The sequence below is a fragment of the Cytobacillus sp. Hz8 genome, from assembly GCF_042263505.1.
Taxonomy (GTDB): Bacteria; Bacillota; Bacilli; order Bacillales; family Cytobacillaceae; genus Bacillus_BE.
Map to the genome: position 1 here is coordinate 53779 of NZ_JBHKFI010000010.1, position 15848 is coordinate 69626.

Annotated in this window: 15 protein-coding genes and 1 riboswitch; of the genes, 12 read left to right on the forward strand and 3 right to left on the reverse strand. The window is 39.1% G+C overall.

Translation table 11 applies throughout. From position 1 onward, the window contains the following. The first annotated feature begins 29 nt into the window (after positions 1 to 29). The 10 genes from mvk to ACE38V_RS13495 all read left to right on the forward strand — a co-directional run bounded on the left by mvk (position 30) and on the right by ACE38V_RS13495 (position 9130). Positions 30 to 986 (forward strand): mevalonate kinase, encoded by a 957-nt coding sequence (gene mvk / locus ACE38V_RS13450; RefSeq protein WP_375841886.1) that lies wholly within the window; start codon positions 30 to 32, stop codon positions 984 to 986. 22 nt (positions 987 to 1008) lie between these two features. Beyond that, positions 1009 to 2028, forward strand: coding sequence for a diphosphomevalonate decarboxylase (mvaD, locus tag ACE38V_RS13455; protein ID WP_375841887.1), 1020 nt, complete (start codon positions 1009 to 1011; stop codon positions 2026 to 2028). Positions 2029 to 2052: 24 nt separating this feature from the next. Next, positions 2053 to 3171: a phosphomevalonate kinase gene (locus ACE38V_RS13460; protein ID WP_375841889.1), complete on the forward strand. Its 1119-nt coding sequence runs from the start codon at positions 2053 to 2055 to the stop codon at positions 3169 to 3171. 45 nt (positions 3172 to 3216) lie between these two features. Continuing rightward, positions 3217 to 5586, forward strand: coding sequence for a nitric-oxide reductase large subunit (locus ACE38V_RS13465; protein WP_375841891.1), 2370 nt, complete (start codon positions 3217 to 3219; stop codon positions 5584 to 5586). Positions 5587 to 5622: 36 nt separating this feature from the next. Further along, positions 5623 to 6117: a DinB family protein gene (locus ACE38V_RS13470; RefSeq protein WP_375841892.1), complete on the forward strand. Its 495-nt coding sequence runs from the start codon at positions 5623 to 5625 to the stop codon at positions 6115 to 6117. An 80-nt stretch (positions 6118 to 6197) separates the two neighbouring features. Further along, the gene (locus ACE38V_RS13475) at positions 6198 to 6863 is read left to right on the forward strand and encodes a chlorite dismutase family protein (protein ID WP_375841894.1); all 666 of its coding nucleotides are present in this window, start codon (positions 6198 to 6200) and stop codon (positions 6861 to 6863) included. Between the two features lie 103 nt (positions 6864 to 6966). After that, positions 6967 to 7098, forward strand: coding sequence for an aspartyl-phosphate phosphatase Spo0E family protein (locus tag ACE38V_RS13480; RefSeq protein ID WP_375842070.1), 132 nt, complete (start codon positions 6967 to 6969; stop codon positions 7096 to 7098). Then, on the forward strand, positions 7095 to 7343 hold the full coding sequence (locus tag ACE38V_RS13485) for a hypothetical protein (protein WP_375841896.1): 249 nt from the start codon (positions 7095 to 7097) through the stop codon (positions 7341 to 7343). The genes ACE38V_RS13480 and ACE38V_RS13485 overlap by 4 nt, the downstream gene beginning before the upstream one ends. A gap of 319 nt (positions 7344 to 7662) precedes the next feature. After that, a riboswitch (purine riboswitch) is annotated at positions 7663 to 7763 on the forward strand. 80 nt (positions 7764 to 7843) lie between these two features. Next, complete coding sequence (add, locus tag ACE38V_RS13490; protein WP_375841898.1) at positions 7844 to 8836, forward strand: adenosine deaminase; 993 nt, start codon at positions 7844 to 7846, stop codon at positions 8834 to 8836. Between the two features lie 84 nt (positions 8837 to 8920). Continuing rightward, entirely contained in the window at positions 8921 to 9130 is a 210-nt protein-coding gene (locus ACE38V_RS13495) for a hypothetical protein (RefSeq protein WP_375841900.1), read from the forward strand. Between the two features lie 692 nt (positions 9131 to 9822). On the opposite strand, the gene ACE38V_RS13500 is transcribed toward ACE38V_RS13495, so the two are convergent. Then, positions 9823 to 10755, reverse strand: a complete 933-nt coding sequence (locus tag ACE38V_RS13500; RefSeq protein WP_375841902.1) for an AraC family transcriptional regulator — start codon at positions 10753 to 10755, stop codon at positions 9823 to 9825. A 178-nt stretch (positions 10756 to 10933) separates the two neighbouring features. Here ACE38V_RS13500 and ACE38V_RS13505 point away from each other — a divergent pair, with 178 nt between their 5' ends. Further along, positions 10934 to 11794, forward strand: a complete 861-nt coding sequence (locus tag ACE38V_RS13505) for an SDR family NAD(P)-dependent oxidoreductase (protein WP_375841903.1) — start codon at positions 10934 to 10936, stop codon at positions 11792 to 11794. Between the two features lie 443 nt (positions 11795 to 12237). Here ACE38V_RS13505 and ACE38V_RS13510 read toward each other — a convergent pair whose 3' ends face one another. Together ACE38V_RS13510 and ACE38V_RS13515 are read right to left on the reverse strand one after the other, a co-directional pair. Next, complete coding sequence (locus ACE38V_RS13510; RefSeq protein ID WP_375841905.1) at positions 12238 to 13050, reverse strand: SDR family NAD(P)-dependent oxidoreductase; 813 nt, start codon at positions 13048 to 13050, stop codon at positions 12238 to 12240. A gap of 306 nt (positions 13051 to 13356) precedes the next feature. Further along, entirely contained in the window at positions 13357 to 13935 is a 579-nt protein-coding gene (locus tag ACE38V_RS13515) for a TetR/AcrR family transcriptional regulator (protein WP_375841907.1), read from the reverse strand. Positions 13936 to 14193: 258 nt separating this feature from the next. Between ACE38V_RS13515 and ACE38V_RS13520 the strand changes: the two genes are divergently transcribed. Beyond that, on the forward strand, positions 14194 to 15813 hold the full coding sequence (locus tag ACE38V_RS13520; RefSeq protein WP_375841908.1) for a spore germination protein: 1620 nt from the start codon (positions 14194 to 14196) through the stop codon (positions 15811 to 15813). The last annotated feature ends 35 nt before the right edge of the window (positions 15814 to 15848 follow it).

The window sequence follows — 15848 nt, forward strand, 5'->3', positions numbered from 1 at the left end:
GAAAAAATATTTGTAAGGGAGGGGTCTTAGTGGTTGTATCCAATCCAGCCAAAATCGCGATTAGTCACGCTCACAGTAAAGTAATCTTAGTTGGTGAACATGCTGTCGTGTACGGGCAGCCAGCCATTGCACTTCCGTTTCCACTCAAGGTCACTTCGACGGTAGAGGCTCACGATGGAGAAGTTATGCTTAAATGTTCCTATTATCATGGCCCCATTAAACAAGTACCTTTGCAATTCCAGGGAATTGTCTTATGTGTAAAAGCGACCTTAGCTCAATTAAAAGAACCGTTTCGCAATATAACCATTCGGCTTCATTCTGATATTCCGATTGGACGGGGTTTAGGCTCCAGTGCCGCGATTGCGATTGCCATTGTAAAAAGTATCTTTTCCTATTATGAAAGAACAATCTCTCATAAAGAATTAATGGATTTAGTTCATGTGGCAGAAGTATATGCACATGGAAATCCTAGTGGAATTGATATGTACGCAGCTTCCAGAGATGTTCCAATTTGGTTTCAAAAGCAGGGGGAAATGATGTCTCTTCCAGTAGGCACCTCATTTCATTTCGTTGTGGCGGATAGTGGTCAGAGTAGTGACACGCTTTCCGCTGTTCAAAAGGTTCAAGAACAATCTCAATTGGATCCTGGAAAAATAAAAAAATCAATGGAACAAATCGGAAGAATCACGCAAATGGCGAAGGGTGCTTTAGCTAAGGGAGATACTCACTTACTTGGAAAGTTATTAAATGAAAATCATAAAGAGCTTAAGACGCTGGGAGTAAGCAACGACCAACTTGATCACTTAATAGAGAATGCCAGAAATGAAGGGGCAATCGGTGCGAAATTGACAGGTGGAGGCTGTGGAGGATGTGTGATTGCTTTGGCCCCGTCACAAGGACATGCTGAAAAAATTGCTAAAAAGTTAAGAAAAGCAGGAGTCCATCAAGCCTGGCCTTTCACATTATTAAAAAGCTCCATGGAATAAAAGAAAAGAAGGAGGAATGGGAATGCAAGCAACAGCAAGAGCCAATACCAATATTGCTCTTATAAAATATTGGGGAAAGCGGGATGAGGCTTTATTTTTACCAATGAATAGCAGCATCTCCATTACCTTAGATCAATTCTATACCACGACAACGGTTCATTTTTGTGAGGAATTAACGTCAGATATTTTTGTCTTTAATCATCATCTTGCTGATCCAAATGAAACCCTGAAGGTAACACAATTTCTTGATCGTATTCGAAACCTTGCAGGCAAACATTTATTTGCACTTGTCACCTCAACGAATCATGTTCTCACTGCAGCAGGATTGGCTTCATCTGCATCAGGTTTTGCAGCGTTAGCAGCAGCGGCAACAAAGGCATTACAGCTTGATTTAGATAAAAAGGAATTGTCAAAAATAGCTCGGCAAGGGTCAGGCTCCGCCTGCCGTTCCATATTTGGAGGATTTGTAGAATGGCAAAAGGGCGAACAAGCAGACGGAGAGGATTCTTTTGCAAAGCCGATTTTATCAGAACAAGATTGGAAGATTAGCATCCTTTCTGTCATCGTTGCTTCAGGGGAAAAGGAAATATCAAGTAGAGAGGGTATGAGAAGAACAGTTGAAACTTCACACTTTTATTTGAACTGGTTGGATACTGTCGATGAAGACATTAATATAGCGAAAATCGCTATTGCACAGCGCGATTTTAATATGCTAGGGACAGTCGTTGAGGCAAATGCGTTAAAAATGCATGCAACTACTTTAGGTGCCAATCCTCCGTTTATGTATTGGCAAAGCGGAACATTGGAAGTGATAAGCGAGGTTCAGAGATTAAGAGAAACAGGGATTCCTGTATTCTTTACGATTGATGCTGGACCAAATGTGAAAGTCCTCTGTTTGCCTGATGATGAGTCATTCGTTCATGAAAAGCTTAGCGCATTATCTGCAGTTCAAAATACTTATATCTGTCATCCTGGACCTGGAATCTCTTATTTACCAATTAATAAAGGATCATGCCATTTTATCTCCATTTATAATGAATGAATTTAGACTTAGTGAGGTGAAGAAATGTCAAATTTAATATGGAAAATTCGAGTTCCTGGCAAGCTGATGATTGCTGGTGAATATGCGATTCTCGAGCCAAAACAACATGCAATTGTCATCGCAGTTAATCGTTATATCACTCTGGAAATGAAATCAAGTCCTGAAAACATTCTATCATGGCCACAATTAGGATTTCATCAACTGACATGGAAATGTGAAGGGAATAAAGTTGTCTATAGTCGTTTTGATTCCAGACTAATATATTTCCAACAGGCGATAGAAGTAATGAATCAATATTTTAGAGAACTGTCTATTCCAATGGGAAACTTTCAAATAATCATCCAAAGTGATTTAGCTGACAACGAAGGACGAAAATATGGTCTTGGTTCTAGTGCGGCCATCGTTGTTGGCGTTGTTGCATCTATTCTTTCTTATAACAAAATTCGACTTTCACCAGTGGAAATATTTAAATTATCCGCACTTGCCCATCTTAAGGCACAGGGCAATGGGTCAGGTGCAGATATCGCAGCATCAATATTTGGTGGCTGGATTCATTATATTGCTTATCCTGCAAATTGGGTGTGGAATCAGTTAGCAAAGGGAACAAAGATTAGCGACCTAATCAAGCAGCCTTGGCCAAATCTATTGATTACTCCATTAACGGCACCATCTAATCTTGAATTATGTGTGGGCTGGACTAAAGAGGTTGCCAGAACAGGCCCAATGGTTGAAAAGATTAAAAAATTACGTATTACAAATCCATATATTTATGAATGCTTTTTACAGGCTAGTTACCAGGCAGTTGCTAGTATCGCAAAGGGTTTTGAAACGGGAAACAATCGCATTGTGTTAGAAGGGATTTCTTTGAATAGACAAGCCTTAAGGAGGCTTGGAGAGCTGGCTAATGTATCGATTGAAACTACTAAATTAAAAACCTTGTGTGATGAAGCCGAGAAATTCGGCAAAGCTAAATCATCGGGAGCGGGAGGAGGAGATTGCGGCATCGCTTTTATTCAGCATGTCAATCAAAAATTGAGACTACATGAGGACTGGATAAAAGAAGGAATCATACCATTAAATATGAATGTATCCAAAACGGGTTTGGTTGTTTCTGAGCTAATTAAGAGAAATGTTCTTAAATAATCAATGAAATTTCGAGTAATAGAAATATAGAGAGGATAGTTGGAAATGAGTTTAAACCCCTCTGCTTTAAGCAAAAAAACAAGGAAGAAGAAAGCTTCCAATCGTTTTTTAAAAAACGTAACGATTACGACTTTATTATTGGTGTTTACGGTTTTACTCGTAGGCGGTTATTCCATCTTTAAAGAAGAAGCCCCAAGACCACATGTAACAACCAAAAATGGTGAAGTCTTAATGACGAAAGACTCCATCAAGGGAGGACAAGCTGTTTTTCAAAAGTATGCCTTAATGGACTATGGAACGGTTCTAGGAAATGGCTCCTACATGGGGCCTGATTATACAGCAGAAGCTTTAAAAATATATACCGAGGGAATGCAAGATTTTTATGCAAAGAAACAAGCAGGAGTAACTTTTAAAAAGTTAACTAAAAAAGATCAAACCGATATTAGAGAATCTGTGACCAAGGAAATGAGGAAAAATCGATATGAGAAAAAGTCTGATACTCTGATTTTAACGGATGCACAGGTTTATGGTCTTAAACAAGTACGAATTTATTATCATCAAGTGTTTACAGAAGGAGATGGATGGGGGTTACCCAAAAATCTGATTAAAGAAGAAGATATTCCGAAAAAAAATCGTGCTTGGGTCAATGAAGGCGATCAAATTACACAAATTGCGGATTTCTTCTTTTGGTCAGCATGGTTATCCAGTACTGATCGGATTGGAGATACCATTTCGTACACAAATAACTGGCCATATTATGAAGATGCCGGAAATGTTATGAGCTATTCAGCACTTCTATGGAGCGGAGGAAGTATCACAATATTATCATTGATTTTAGCTCTCGTACTATTCTTGTTCTACCGCTATCAATTAGAAATGAAAGAAGCTTATACACCAGATAAATTCCCAAGGATTCGCTTGAATCAGATTCCTGTTACTTTATCCCAAGTAAGGGCAGGAAAATATTTTGTGGTTGTATCGATTCTTTTCTTTATCCAAGTCATGTTTGGCGCCTTGCTTGCTCACTATTACACAGAGCCTGATGCCTTCTTTGGCATGAAGTGGATTGTGGATTTATTACCATTTAGTTTTTCAAAAGGAGCTCATCTGCAATTAGCTATTTTCTGGATTGCTACGGCTTGGTTAGGGCTAGGGATATATGTCACTCCACTTGTTGGTGGTTATGAACCAAAACACCAAGGAAAATTAGTGAATATCCTTTTCTGGGCGCTCGTTGTATTAGTTTTTGGCAGTCTAATCGGAGAGTGGCTCGGGGTAAATGGATATCTCGGAAACTCCTGGTTTATGTTTGGACACCAAGGTTGGGAATACCTAGAATTAGGCCGTTTCTGGCAATACATTTTAGCTGTTGGGATGGTCATTTGGCTATTTATTGTTTTTAGAGGAATTAAGAGTGCATTAAAACGGGAAACAGATCGAGGAGGTCTTGTTCATCTATTATTCTATGCTGCACTCGGTGTACCGTTTTTCTATTTCTTTGCCTTCATTATTCAACCAGGTACAAGCTATACGATGGCGGATTACTGGCGTTGGTGGATTGTCCATTTATGGGTAGAAGGAATATTTGAAGTATTTGCCGTTGTCGTAATTGGATTCTTAATGGTTCAGATGAATCTTGTAACGAAAAAATCTACGATACGTCAACTATATTTCCAAATTACCATTTTATTAGGTAGCGGTGTACTTGGAATCGGACATCACTATTACTATAACGGAGCTTCAGAGATCTGGATTGCTCTAGGCTCTGTCTTCTCTGCATTAGAGATTATTCCATTAACCTTGTTGATTCTTGAAGCCTATTCACAATATAAAATGCTCAGAGACGGCGGTGTGGATTTCCCATATAAATCAACTTTCTGGTTCTTAATTTCAACAGCGCTTTGGAATTTGGTGGGAGCGGGTGTATTAGGATTCTTAATTAATCTACCTGCAGTTAACTACTTTGAACATGGCCAACAATTAACGCCAGCGCACGGGCATGCGGCGATGATGGGCGTTTATGGCATGTTTGCGATTGCTCTATTACTCTATTCTTTAAGAAATATCGTGAAACCGCAGGCTTGGAGCGACAAATTATTAAAATTTGTCTGTTGGGCACTCAATATTGGCTTAGCTGGCATGGTGTTTATCACGTTGTTACCGATTGGCTTTATTCAATTGAAGCTTGCTTTTGAAAAAGGATATTGGGCTTCACGTGATCCAGAAACCTTCTTTGGAATCGATGCAGTGCATAACTTGCTTCTATTCAGAGCTGTACCAGATTCGATTTTTTTAATAGGGATTATCGTCCTTGTTGTATTTTGTGTCAAAGCTTTATTTAATTTGCGAAAACCGACACATGGTGAGAATGAACCATTGCCAGTAAAAGATATCACGATAGACGAAGAAGAATAACCAATTGGATTAGAAATTTAATTTGAGGTGATATATGTGTTAGTAAAGAATCTAGGTGAAACACGAATGAAGCTGTTAGAAAGCATAAAAAATCTGACGGATGAACAATTAAATCAAAAACCAAGTATGGACATGTGGTCAATTTCTCAACTCCTTTATCATTTATATTTCGCTGAGAAGGAAACAGCGGAAATCATATTAAATTCGCTGAAAACAGAAAGCAAAAAAGTGGAGGAGATGGATTTATCTTTTCTGACAGATCGTTCTAAGAAAGCAAAAGCTGATGTAGAACCACCAGAGAAGTTTTATAAGAAGCAAGAAATCACTCAGTTATTGGAGGAATCAAGATTTCAATATATTCAAGCGATTTTTAATGAAACACATGAAGAAAAATTAGTTGATAAATCGATTGAACATCCAACGTTTGGTGTAATTAGCCTGAAAAATCTGCTAGATACTATCTGGTTACATGAAGAGCGCCATCTTCAACAAATCAATGAAATCAAATATCAATTAAAAATGAGCAAATAGGGAGTTTTTTATATTGCTAATTGATAATAATTATCATTTTTTAAAATACAAAACGATTAAGTTAGCAGGAGGAACATACAATGGTTGAACATTTTACAGGACATTTAGCATTAAAATACACAGCAAGATGGAATCAATATACGGAGAAAGAACAAAAGAATGCTATCCAAGAAGTAGTAGCATTATTTAAAAAATATGAAGGAAAAGTGGGACTTCGAGGAGTCTATGTCACCCAAGCATTTCAAGCGCATACAGACCTTTTATTTTGGATGTATGCCGATCGATTTGAAGATATGCAGAATCTTCAATTAGAGCTTCGCCGTTTAACCTTTGGCAGAGCGGTTGATACACCACATGCCTTTACGGGAATGACGAAACCATTTGAGTTCTCAGAACACCCAACATCATTCCAAATGGGGATTCCACCAAGAGATTATCTCTGCTTTTACCCATTTATTCGTAAACCAGAATATTATTTATTGCCTAAATGGGAAAGAGAAGCAGTCATTAGAGATCATGGACAAGTGGGGCATGAATTTGTACCTGGAATTTTAACAAATGGTGTGCATGCCTTTGGGTTGGGCGATTTTGAATGGTTGCTTTCATTTGAAACGAATGATTTAGGGTTATTAGTGGATTGTGTTCGAAAATTAAGGGATTGCAAAGCAAGATTGTATACTCAGTATGAATGGCCATTTATTGTGGGTCGACGGTTTGAACTTGAAGAAGCATTGCTTCAATATTAATCGGTAAAAATACAAATGGTCAAGGGGAACTCATGAGTTTGAAAGAAATGAAAATCGAAATAGAATGTCTGATAGTTCAAATAAAACGAATTAATCCAGACTGCTGCGAAAAACCGATTTAAATAGTCAGGATTCTTTAAGATGCAGCCAAAAGCTTGATGAGCTCATTACAAGTTATCAAAGGGATTTCTGCGTATCCCATGAAAAATCATCTAAAAATGAGGTGAAATATTGAAAAATCGAGCTACTTTTTATATTTTAGGAATTTCTTCCTTTAATCAAATATATTTGATAGAGAAAAAGATAAAGGATTTGTGCGGGATTATTTCTTGTAAAGGGTCAATGCCGAAAGGAAAGTTACAGGTTGAATTTAAACCTAGTATAGTGAGTGATATAGAGATTATCAACAAAATTGAAGACCAGGGTTTTTCAGTAGTGAAGAAGATACAAAGAGAATACTATCGCGAAATATACAATTAATATATAAATGAACGAATGGTATAAGTAAGAAAGCAGAGCATTTTTCATATGCTTTGCTTTCTTATTTGTTCGTAAAAAAATTCCTAGTAAACTGTATTCTATAAGCCATAATGGAGATTTTTGCTAATGTATATGAATAGGAGGGAAGGAAACACACAGCACATATTATATATAATTAATATGTGAGCTTCACTTTTATTAAGTTTTTAATAATTTTGATCTTGATAAAAAACGAGATAACAGCTATGTTTTCAGATTTGGTTCCTTGCTAGACACTGTATTGACAATCTGAATTTTTTTTATTATTCTTTAAAGAACGTTTATGAACTCAATAAAATTTCGTATAACTCCAATAATATGGTTTGGAGGTCTCTACCAGGAACCAAAAAAATCCTGATTACGAAGAAATTACAAGATTTGTATTTTCTTCGTAATTAGGATTTTTTTATTCAATTTTATAATATAAATTTAAAATATAAAAATTATATTTGGAGGTCAAAATGAACTTTTTAGGATTGCCCAAAATTGAACTTCACTGTCATTTGGATGGGAGTGTTAGGATTGAAACCATTATTGATATCGCCCAAAAGGAAGGCATCCAGCTACCTTCTTTCGATAAGAAAGAGTTGCAAAAGGAACTTGTTGCTCCTTTGGAATGTGACTCCCTTGTGGAATATTTAAAAAGATTTTCTCTTCCCAACTTGATCATGCAGTCCAAGGAGAGCTTGAAAAGAATTACTTATGAGCTTTTTGAGGATGCTGCAAGGGAAAATGTGAAATATTTGGAGGTCAGATTTGGACCGTTACTTCACACACTAAAAGGATTAGATGTTGAAGAAGTTATTCAAAGTGTTATAGATGGTATGAGGGAAGCAGAAAGCTGTTACGAAATAAAAGGTAATTTTATCTTGTCTTGTTTGAGGTCAATGTCTGTTGAAAGTGCTTTTGAGGTGGTAGAAAAAGGGAAGAAATTCCTAGGAAAAGGTGTAGTAGCAATTGACCTATGTGCATTAGAAGAAGAAGGTTTTTGTGAAAAATTCTCAGAACCAATCTCATTATCTAAAGAATATGGCTATAGAGTCACGATTCATGCTGGTGAAACAGGGATAGGTAAAAACGTCCTAGAAGCTGTTGAATTGTTGGGTGCTGAAAGAATAGGACATGGAGTATTTATTAAAGATTGCCCTGAGGCTTATAGAAAAGTAAAAGAAAAACAGGTAGTGCTAGAAATGTGTCCAACAAGTAATATCCAAACAAAAGCTGTTCACCATTATTCGGAACATCCGATATATAAATTTCATAAAGATGGAATAAAAGTAACAATTAATACGGATAACAGAACAGTATCTGACACTACAATGTCAAAAGAAATCCATTTAGTTATGAGAGAATTTAATCTAAGTGAAGAAGATTACCGACAAATATATTTAAATAGTGTAGAAGCATCTTTTGCCGACCAAGAAACTAAAAAATGGTGCTTGGCACAATATTAAAAGAAAATTACTTTTAGCAGCAAATTTTTTTATTAGTCTGTAGTCATTCTTTTTTTATTTTGAATGTTTAGAAAGAAGAAAGAAATGAGAGTAGGAAAATGTATCATCAGGGAAATTGATGACGATATGCTCAAACTTGAGATGGAACTATTGTTACAATCTCATGAGAAATGTAAAGGAAAACTGAAAGGGCAGCATAACTTTCAGGTTACTATGATGAAAGATATGGAAGATAAATTTGTCATGCATATAGAAGAGTTACAAAAATCTATTCAGTTAGTTGAGAAAGTGTAACTCGACTGCCAAGAAAATAAACTTTTATGTTAGCAGCCAGTTCTTAAAGGAAATGCACTTATGCTAAAGGAGGCTTTCCTTTAGGATTTGGCTACTGAAACGGAAGACTTTTTCTTATTCGAGTAACAGGTGAATTTAGTTTAAAAAGGAATGGTATAATTATCCTTAGTAGAAGCAGCGTGTTGAGGGAATTTTATATTAATAATTGGATTGAGCTTACAAAATCTGAAGTAAAAATCGTATGGAAAAAGGGATATAAATTAATCATTTCACAAGTAAAAAGAAGTTATTGGATTAAGATTGATATTGCTTCTTTCTCTTATTATTTTTTGAACTAAAAAACTCCTTGAATTAGGACGCGTTAAAACAAGAACAGCAACGTCTGATGGCAGAGCAAAAGACCACAACAAGGAATATCGTAAGGCGAAAAAAGATAAATCGTATATTTACATTAAATGAACTCAATTCCCGGATTGATATCCCCCTTCCGTTTTCATCTGAAATCATGAATTCCATTCTCCATATCAAATTACCTTTCGAAACATATGTATACCTTTACAAACTTTAAAAATCCCTGCTATGTGTAGATCTGAAATACAGGGGAAGACATGATTCACCATTCTGAAAATAATCTACATTATCTAGGTTGTTATAATCATTGGTCTGAAGGGAGTGAAGTTTGAAGTTATAAGTTATTGTACACCTTTTGACTTCACTTTAAAGTTCGCTCGAATAGCTTGAATATCTTTTAGGGGCGGCAAACCGAAAAGTCGTTTGTATTCGCGATTAAATTGTGTCAAACTTTCATAGCCGACCTGAAAGGCAGCTCCGGTGACATTAACTCCGCCGCTTAAAAGGATTCTTCGTGCTTCTTGAAGCCTAAGTTGCTTCTGATATTGTATGGGGGTCAATGTGGTTACTACTTTGAATTTGTGATGTAAAGTGGAAACGCTCATGTTGCCAACACGGGCAATCTGATCCACCGTAAGCGAACGCTCGAAATTAGATTTAACATAGTGGATTGCTTTACTGATACCTGAAGCTTCATGATGTAAGAGCATATTATTATAGAACATATCTCCATTTTCTCCAGTTAGAAGGTGATAGATGATCTCTCGTTTCATTGCTGGAGCGAGAAAGGCAGCAGCTTGAGAATCAGAGGAGAGATTAAGGAGCCTTTCAAGCACCAAAAGTACCTCAATTCCTATGTTCTCAACGAATACACCCTCTCTTAGTTTATTCTCTTCTCTTGGTTTAAAATTAGCTTCTAATGCGACGGATGCGATTTCTTCTGAAGTAAAAGCAATCCTAATAGCCGTATAAGGTGTTTCAGGCGAAGCTTTTGAAACCTGCCCCTTAATCGGCATGTCAATGCTTGAAGCAATATAGTTTCCTGCCCCGTATTCAATTGATTTTTCGCCTATAATCACTTTTTTATTGCCTTGGATTACGATACATATGGAAGGATTAAGAAATCCATATTCGACGACAGTAGGCTTAACCTCTCTTAGCAAAGAAAGAAAGGGAATGTTAGTCTCGAAGGTTCCATGGGTAATTGAAAACTGTGAAATTAAGTCTAGAAGACGATTCAGTACAGGTTTGGTTGCTATTGAATGGAAGATCATCGTGTTTTCCTTTCTTGGATATCTCTTTTCCTTTTTTCGTATATAATCGTAGTTTTAGGCAATAAATATGTATAATCTAACTATATCCCAATTATAAATTAAATTAAAATGAAGTAAAGAAAGGCCATCTATATAAAGTTTATTATGGAAAAATTTCAGTAGTCTAGGAGATGATTAAATGTCAAAAGTATGGTTAGTCACGGGTAGCGCCAACGGTTTGGGGCGGAACATCACGGAGACTGTGCTCGCTAAAGGTGATCGTATTGTTGCAACAGCCCGGAAGCCTGAACAACTGGCTGATCTAGTTGAACGATATGGCGATCAAATTCGTGTTGCATCTCTGGATGTGACTGACGAAAATGCGGCAAAGTCGGCCGTTAATACAGCACTAGACGCATTTGGGCAACTTGATGTTCTTGTAAACAACGCTGGATACGGCGATGTGCGACCATTTGAAGAAACAAGCCCCGAAGATTTCAAGAAGCTGGTAGATACTAACTTTTACGGAGTAGTTTATCTCACCAGGGCTGCTCTGCCAATAATGCGAAAGCAACGCAGCGGTCACATCATTCAAATCTCATCAGTCGGTGGCCGCTTTGCTGTCGCAGGCGGCACCGGTTATCATGCAGCAAAGTGGGCAGTCGGAGGCTTTACCGAAGCGTTGGCGGAAGAAACTGCGCCATTTGGAGTCAAAGTTTGTGCTGTAGAGCCAGGATCGATGCGAACCAATTGGGGGAAACGGGCGACAGAAAATCGACCGAAATTCCAACTAGACTATGAGCCATCGGTCGGAGAAAAAATGCGTTCACTGGAGGATCATTGGGGGCAAGAGAATGGCGACCCTGACAAGGTGGCGCAGGTTATTCTGCAACTTGCCTATGCCGACGAGCTGCCGCCGCATCTACTGCTTGGCAGCGATGCAGTGTATATAAACAATCAAGCCGAAAAGAAGCGTGCAACTGACGCTGAACGCTGGCACGAGATAAGTGTATCGACAGATGTTGGCCCTTCCTTGTCAGTTATGGGGAAAGAAATCTGAGGTTGCGACTAGCTATGTGACAAGCCCCCCTTACTAAAGGGGGCTTGTCAAAACAAGATGGGGAAAACGCCTTTCAAGCTCCTGAAGGTACACCTGATACTTATTCTATTGCTCCATCCACCGGAACTTTGAAGGACATATGTAGGAGTACCATCACATGCCCATCAAGCTATAAAAGGTTCTCCATTATAGCTAGTACCACCTGACCATTTCATTTCTTCCACTCGGAAATACTCTAAAAGACCACGAACTGATCCTGATCTTCTCCAGCTTCTAAAAAAACACGAAAAAAGGCTACGATGAGATATTCATCATAGCCAGTGACCCGGAAAGGTCGTGAAAGTTTTTTGTGTATAATCGTCTTTTTACTGTTAAATTTCGAACTGTGTATGGATTCGCTTTATGAAGATAAGCTCCAAATCAGCGAGCCTGCGTCTACCTCATTAATCCGCTTCAGCTGTTCGCTCTACCCACGCATTGACCTCTTCAAGACGTTTGGTATAAGCCTCGCGAATGGTATACGCGGCTTGGGAGCCGACCGGCAAACGAAGCGGCGGATTATCACTGTTAATGACGGAAATGATGAATTGAACCGCTTTGACAGGATCACCAATCTTTATGTTCGACATGCCCTTATCGTAGGCGTCATAAAGTGGCGCATATTCTGGCTTCTTCTCGGTCTGATCCATTGAGTGTCCAAAAAAATCGGTTGCGTATACGGAAGGCTCCACAATTGTCGTCTTGATTCCGAAGCCAGCGAACTCCTGCGCGAATGCTTCGGAGAAGCCTTCCACTGCGAACTTGGTTGCGGCGTAAACGCTATACGGCGGCATGGACCAAGTTCCGAAGAAGGACGATAAATTAACGTAATGACCTGAGCCCTGGCGCTTGAACACAGGGAGTGTCTCCTGAATCACGTCCAGTATGCCAAACACATTCACGTCGAATTGCTTCCGGATTTGCTCGTCCGTATACTCCTCCAACATGCCAAACAATCCATATCCGGCATTATTTACGACAATGTCAATTTTTCCGAATGTATCGACCGCTTCTTGGACGATCGACCGAATTTGTTCCTTATTGGTGACGTCAAGTTGAGCGAGATGGACCCGGTCCGGTGCTAGACGTTTAAAATCTTCAATGGCGTCAAGTCTTCGAGCCGTCGCGACAACCTTGTCTCCGGACTGAAGCAACTGCTCGACAAACTGCCGTCCGAATCCGGTCGAAGTTCCTGTAATAAACCAAACTTTGCTCATCGTAATCATTCTCCTTTAAATAATTTTGTTCTCTTAAGCCTTCCGATTAGTACTTCCCATTCACTGAATTCTGCATACCGATAGGGTAGCGCCCCGAGTCTGTTGATCGTCCGATTCAAACTCATATTAACCACTACACTTTTGGGTTGCAGCATCGCGAGATAACGTAGTCCAGCTACTGTAAGCTCGCTAAACAAACATTTGCTCAGGTCCAGACCTGATTATCCGCTTTGATGACGCTTTAAATTCCGAATCGTTTTTTTTGGGAACGATCGTTCTATTATGGGTATAAAAAAGTTGTTCCGGTTAGAAATCAAGCATTGCCATAGTGAAATCGGCGATACGGTGAAGTTTCTCTTTGTCGGCCGAGGTCCGGGCAAGTACCCGAAGTCCTAACATCGTGTTGTGAATATTCTCTGCGAGTTCGACTGGATGACGGATAGTCTTGAAATCTCCATTCTCCTGTCCTCTGCGGATAAGATCGGTAAGAAGTTGCTCGATTTTGTCAAAGCTTTCACCAGCCTTGAAATCCACTTCGGAATCCCAGGGAGCAAGTTCCACCGCCATATTAACAAATAGGCATCCCGAAGGCTTCTCTTCGTATCCTTCAATCATATAGTCAAACAGAAAACGCAGGGCTTGTTTTGGGTTATCGGCGTGTGCGATGCCAGCTTGAAAATGCTCGCTCAACATCTTATCGTAGCGCTCGATCACCTTCAGAAACAATTGATGTTTGTTGCCGAATGTGTCATACAGGCTTCTTCGATGGATACCCAAACGCTCAACCAGATCGTTTAAGGATGTCTTCTCGTAACCTTGTTCCCAGAACAACCGCATCGCCTTTAACAGTACCTCATCCTCATCAAATTCCTTTACTCTGGGCATTTCTCCCTGCCTCCTTTGAAAACAAACATAACATATTGGGAACGATCAGTAAAGAATTATTTTTATCGATCGTTCCCGTATTCGAATTTTCTTTCTGTCTTTTGTGAGTTTTCTCTACTAGGGCCCTCAAATCATATTCTTATAAGATATGACCGTTGCGATGGTTGTTCGGCTAGGATGCGAAAAAATCTGACCCAGGTTGAGATACGTATAAACTTCGAAAAATGGGTATAAAAAACGGGTATTAAGGAAACTGTAATGTATAAACTTTTTCCAATTATGGATGAAAAGGGGACGGGCTCCATGGAATTGTTTGGGAGGAAAACAAGGAAAAATTCTAAACACACCAAATACGCAAACAAAATACTGAATCAAAACTCAAGTCACAAGGAATTAATATCCACCAGCCTTGAGCAGAATCTTCAAGAAATCATGAACACCTATGGACATAGTACTGATCTTGTCGTTAGGAGATTAGAATTCGGAAAAGATGGAACTATCCCTATTGGATTGATCTATATAGATGGGCTTACTGATTCGAAGGACATTTTGGAAGCACTGATGCAGGATCTATTTCAAGTGTATTCACTTGAGGCAACGAATCAACAAGATCCCCTTAGCTTTATAAAAGACCGTGTTCTTTCGATCGGGCAAGTAAAAGAAGCTAATGCTTTTGAAACACTGTATAAAGCTATTGCATCGGGAGATACCGTGATTTTATTAGACGGGAACTCTAATGGTTTAATCTCAAGTAATAAAAATTGGAAAGAAAGAAGTATAACGGAACCTGCTACACAAACTGTGATCCGGGGACCAAGAGAAGGGTTTACGGAGACGATGCGTACGAATACTTCGCTTTTACGGCGAAAAATAAAAGACCCGAATCTCCACCTCGAAAACAAAACCATTGGTCGAGTCACGCAGACCGATGTTTCGATTATGTACATAAAAGGAATCGTAAATGAGAAGGTACTGCAGGAAGTTAGGGACAGACTTGATCAAATAAAAATCGATGGAATCCTCGAAAGCGGATATATCGAGGAACTGATTCAAGATGCAAAATTCTCGCCGTTTCCTACGATATACAACACGGAACGACCTGATACGGTAGCTGCTGGGCTATTGGAAGGGAGGGTAGCAATCCTTGTGGATGGTACCCCCTTCGTCCTCCTGGTGCCGCATTTGTTCTCACAATTTTTTCATTCAAGCGAAGATTATTACCAACGTGCAGACTTTGTAACGCTGATTCGAATTATTCGTTATATTGGATTATTTATCGCCTTACTTGCACCGTCCCTTTACATAGCCATTACCACTTTTCACCAAGAACTATTACCGACTGCATTGCTGATCGGATTGGCCGCTCAACGGGAAGGAGTTCCATTTCCTGCGTTTGTTGAAGCACTGGCAATGGAAGTTACCTTTGAAATTCTACGGGAAGCTGGCGTAAGGATGCCTAAAGCGATCGGACAATCCATATCGATCGTTGGAACGCTGGTCATTGGTCAGGCAGCCGTCGAGGCAGGGTTAGTATCGGCCGCTATGGTCATTATTGTATCGATCACAGCCATTTCCAATTTCATAATTCCTGCGTTTAATTTGGCGATTTCTGTACGGATGTTACGTTTTGGATTCATGGGACTTGCTGCTTCCTTTGGACTTTACGGGATCTTTATCGGTTTAGTCGCCCTTGTACTACACCTGTGCAGTCTGCGTTCCTTTGGCATGCCTTACATGGCTCCTTTTGCTCCATTCATTTTACAAGAGCAAAAGGATACGATTTTCCGTTTGCCTCAGTGGGCATTGCTTACCCGTCCGCAAATAATCAGTAAAAATAATGTCGTTCGAGAACAGCCCCCGAAATCGACGCAAGGCTAGGATGTGTAGGTGTAAGGATATAGGCTGGAAAGGGG

What these genes read in the sequence shown, in the direction of transcription:
- ACE38V_RS13520 (WP_375841908.1), top strand. Translation starts at nt 14,194, where the DNA reads ATGTATAAACTTTTTCCAATTATGGATGAAAAGGGGACGGGCTCCATG.
- ACE38V_RS13510 (WP_375841905.1), bottom strand. Translation starts at nt 13,050, where the DNA reads ATGAGCAAAGTTTGGTTTATTACAGGAACTTCGACCGGATTCGGACGG.
- ACE38V_RS13460 (WP_375841889.1), top strand. Translation starts at nt 2,053, where the DNA reads ATGTCAAATTTAATATGGAAAATTCGAGTTCCTGGCAAGCTGATGATT.
- ACE38V_RS13475 (WP_375841894.1), top strand. Translation starts at nt 6,198, where the DNA reads ATGGTTGAACATTTTACAGGACATTTAGCATTAAAATACACAGCAAGA.
- ACE38V_RS13515 (WP_375841907.1), bottom strand. Translation starts at nt 13,935, where the DNA reads ATGCCCAGAGTAAAGGAATTTGATGAGGATGAGGTACTGTTAAAGGCG.
- ACE38V_RS13500 (WP_375841902.1), bottom strand. Translation starts at nt 10,755, where the DNA reads ATGATCTTCCATTCAATAGCAACCAAACCTGTACTGAATCGTCTTCTA.
- ACE38V_RS13465 (WP_375841891.1), top strand. Translation starts at nt 3,217, where the DNA reads ATGAGTTTAAACCCCTCTGCTTTAAGCAAAAAAACAAGGAAGAAGAAA.
- mvaD (WP_375841887.1), top strand. Translation starts at nt 1,009, where the DNA reads ATGCAAGCAACAGCAAGAGCCAATACCAATATTGCTCTTATAAAATAT.
- ACE38V_RS13495 (WP_375841900.1), top strand. Translation starts at nt 8,921, where the DNA reads ATGAGAGTAGGAAAATGTATCATCAGGGAAATTGATGACGATATGCTC.
- add (WP_375841898.1), top strand. Translation starts at nt 7,844, where the DNA reads ATGAACTTTTTAGGATTGCCCAAAATTGAACTTCACTGTCATTTGGAT.
- ACE38V_RS13505 (WP_375841903.1), top strand. Translation starts at nt 10,934, where the DNA reads ATGTCAAAAGTATGGTTAGTCACGGGTAGCGCCAACGGTTTGGGGCGG.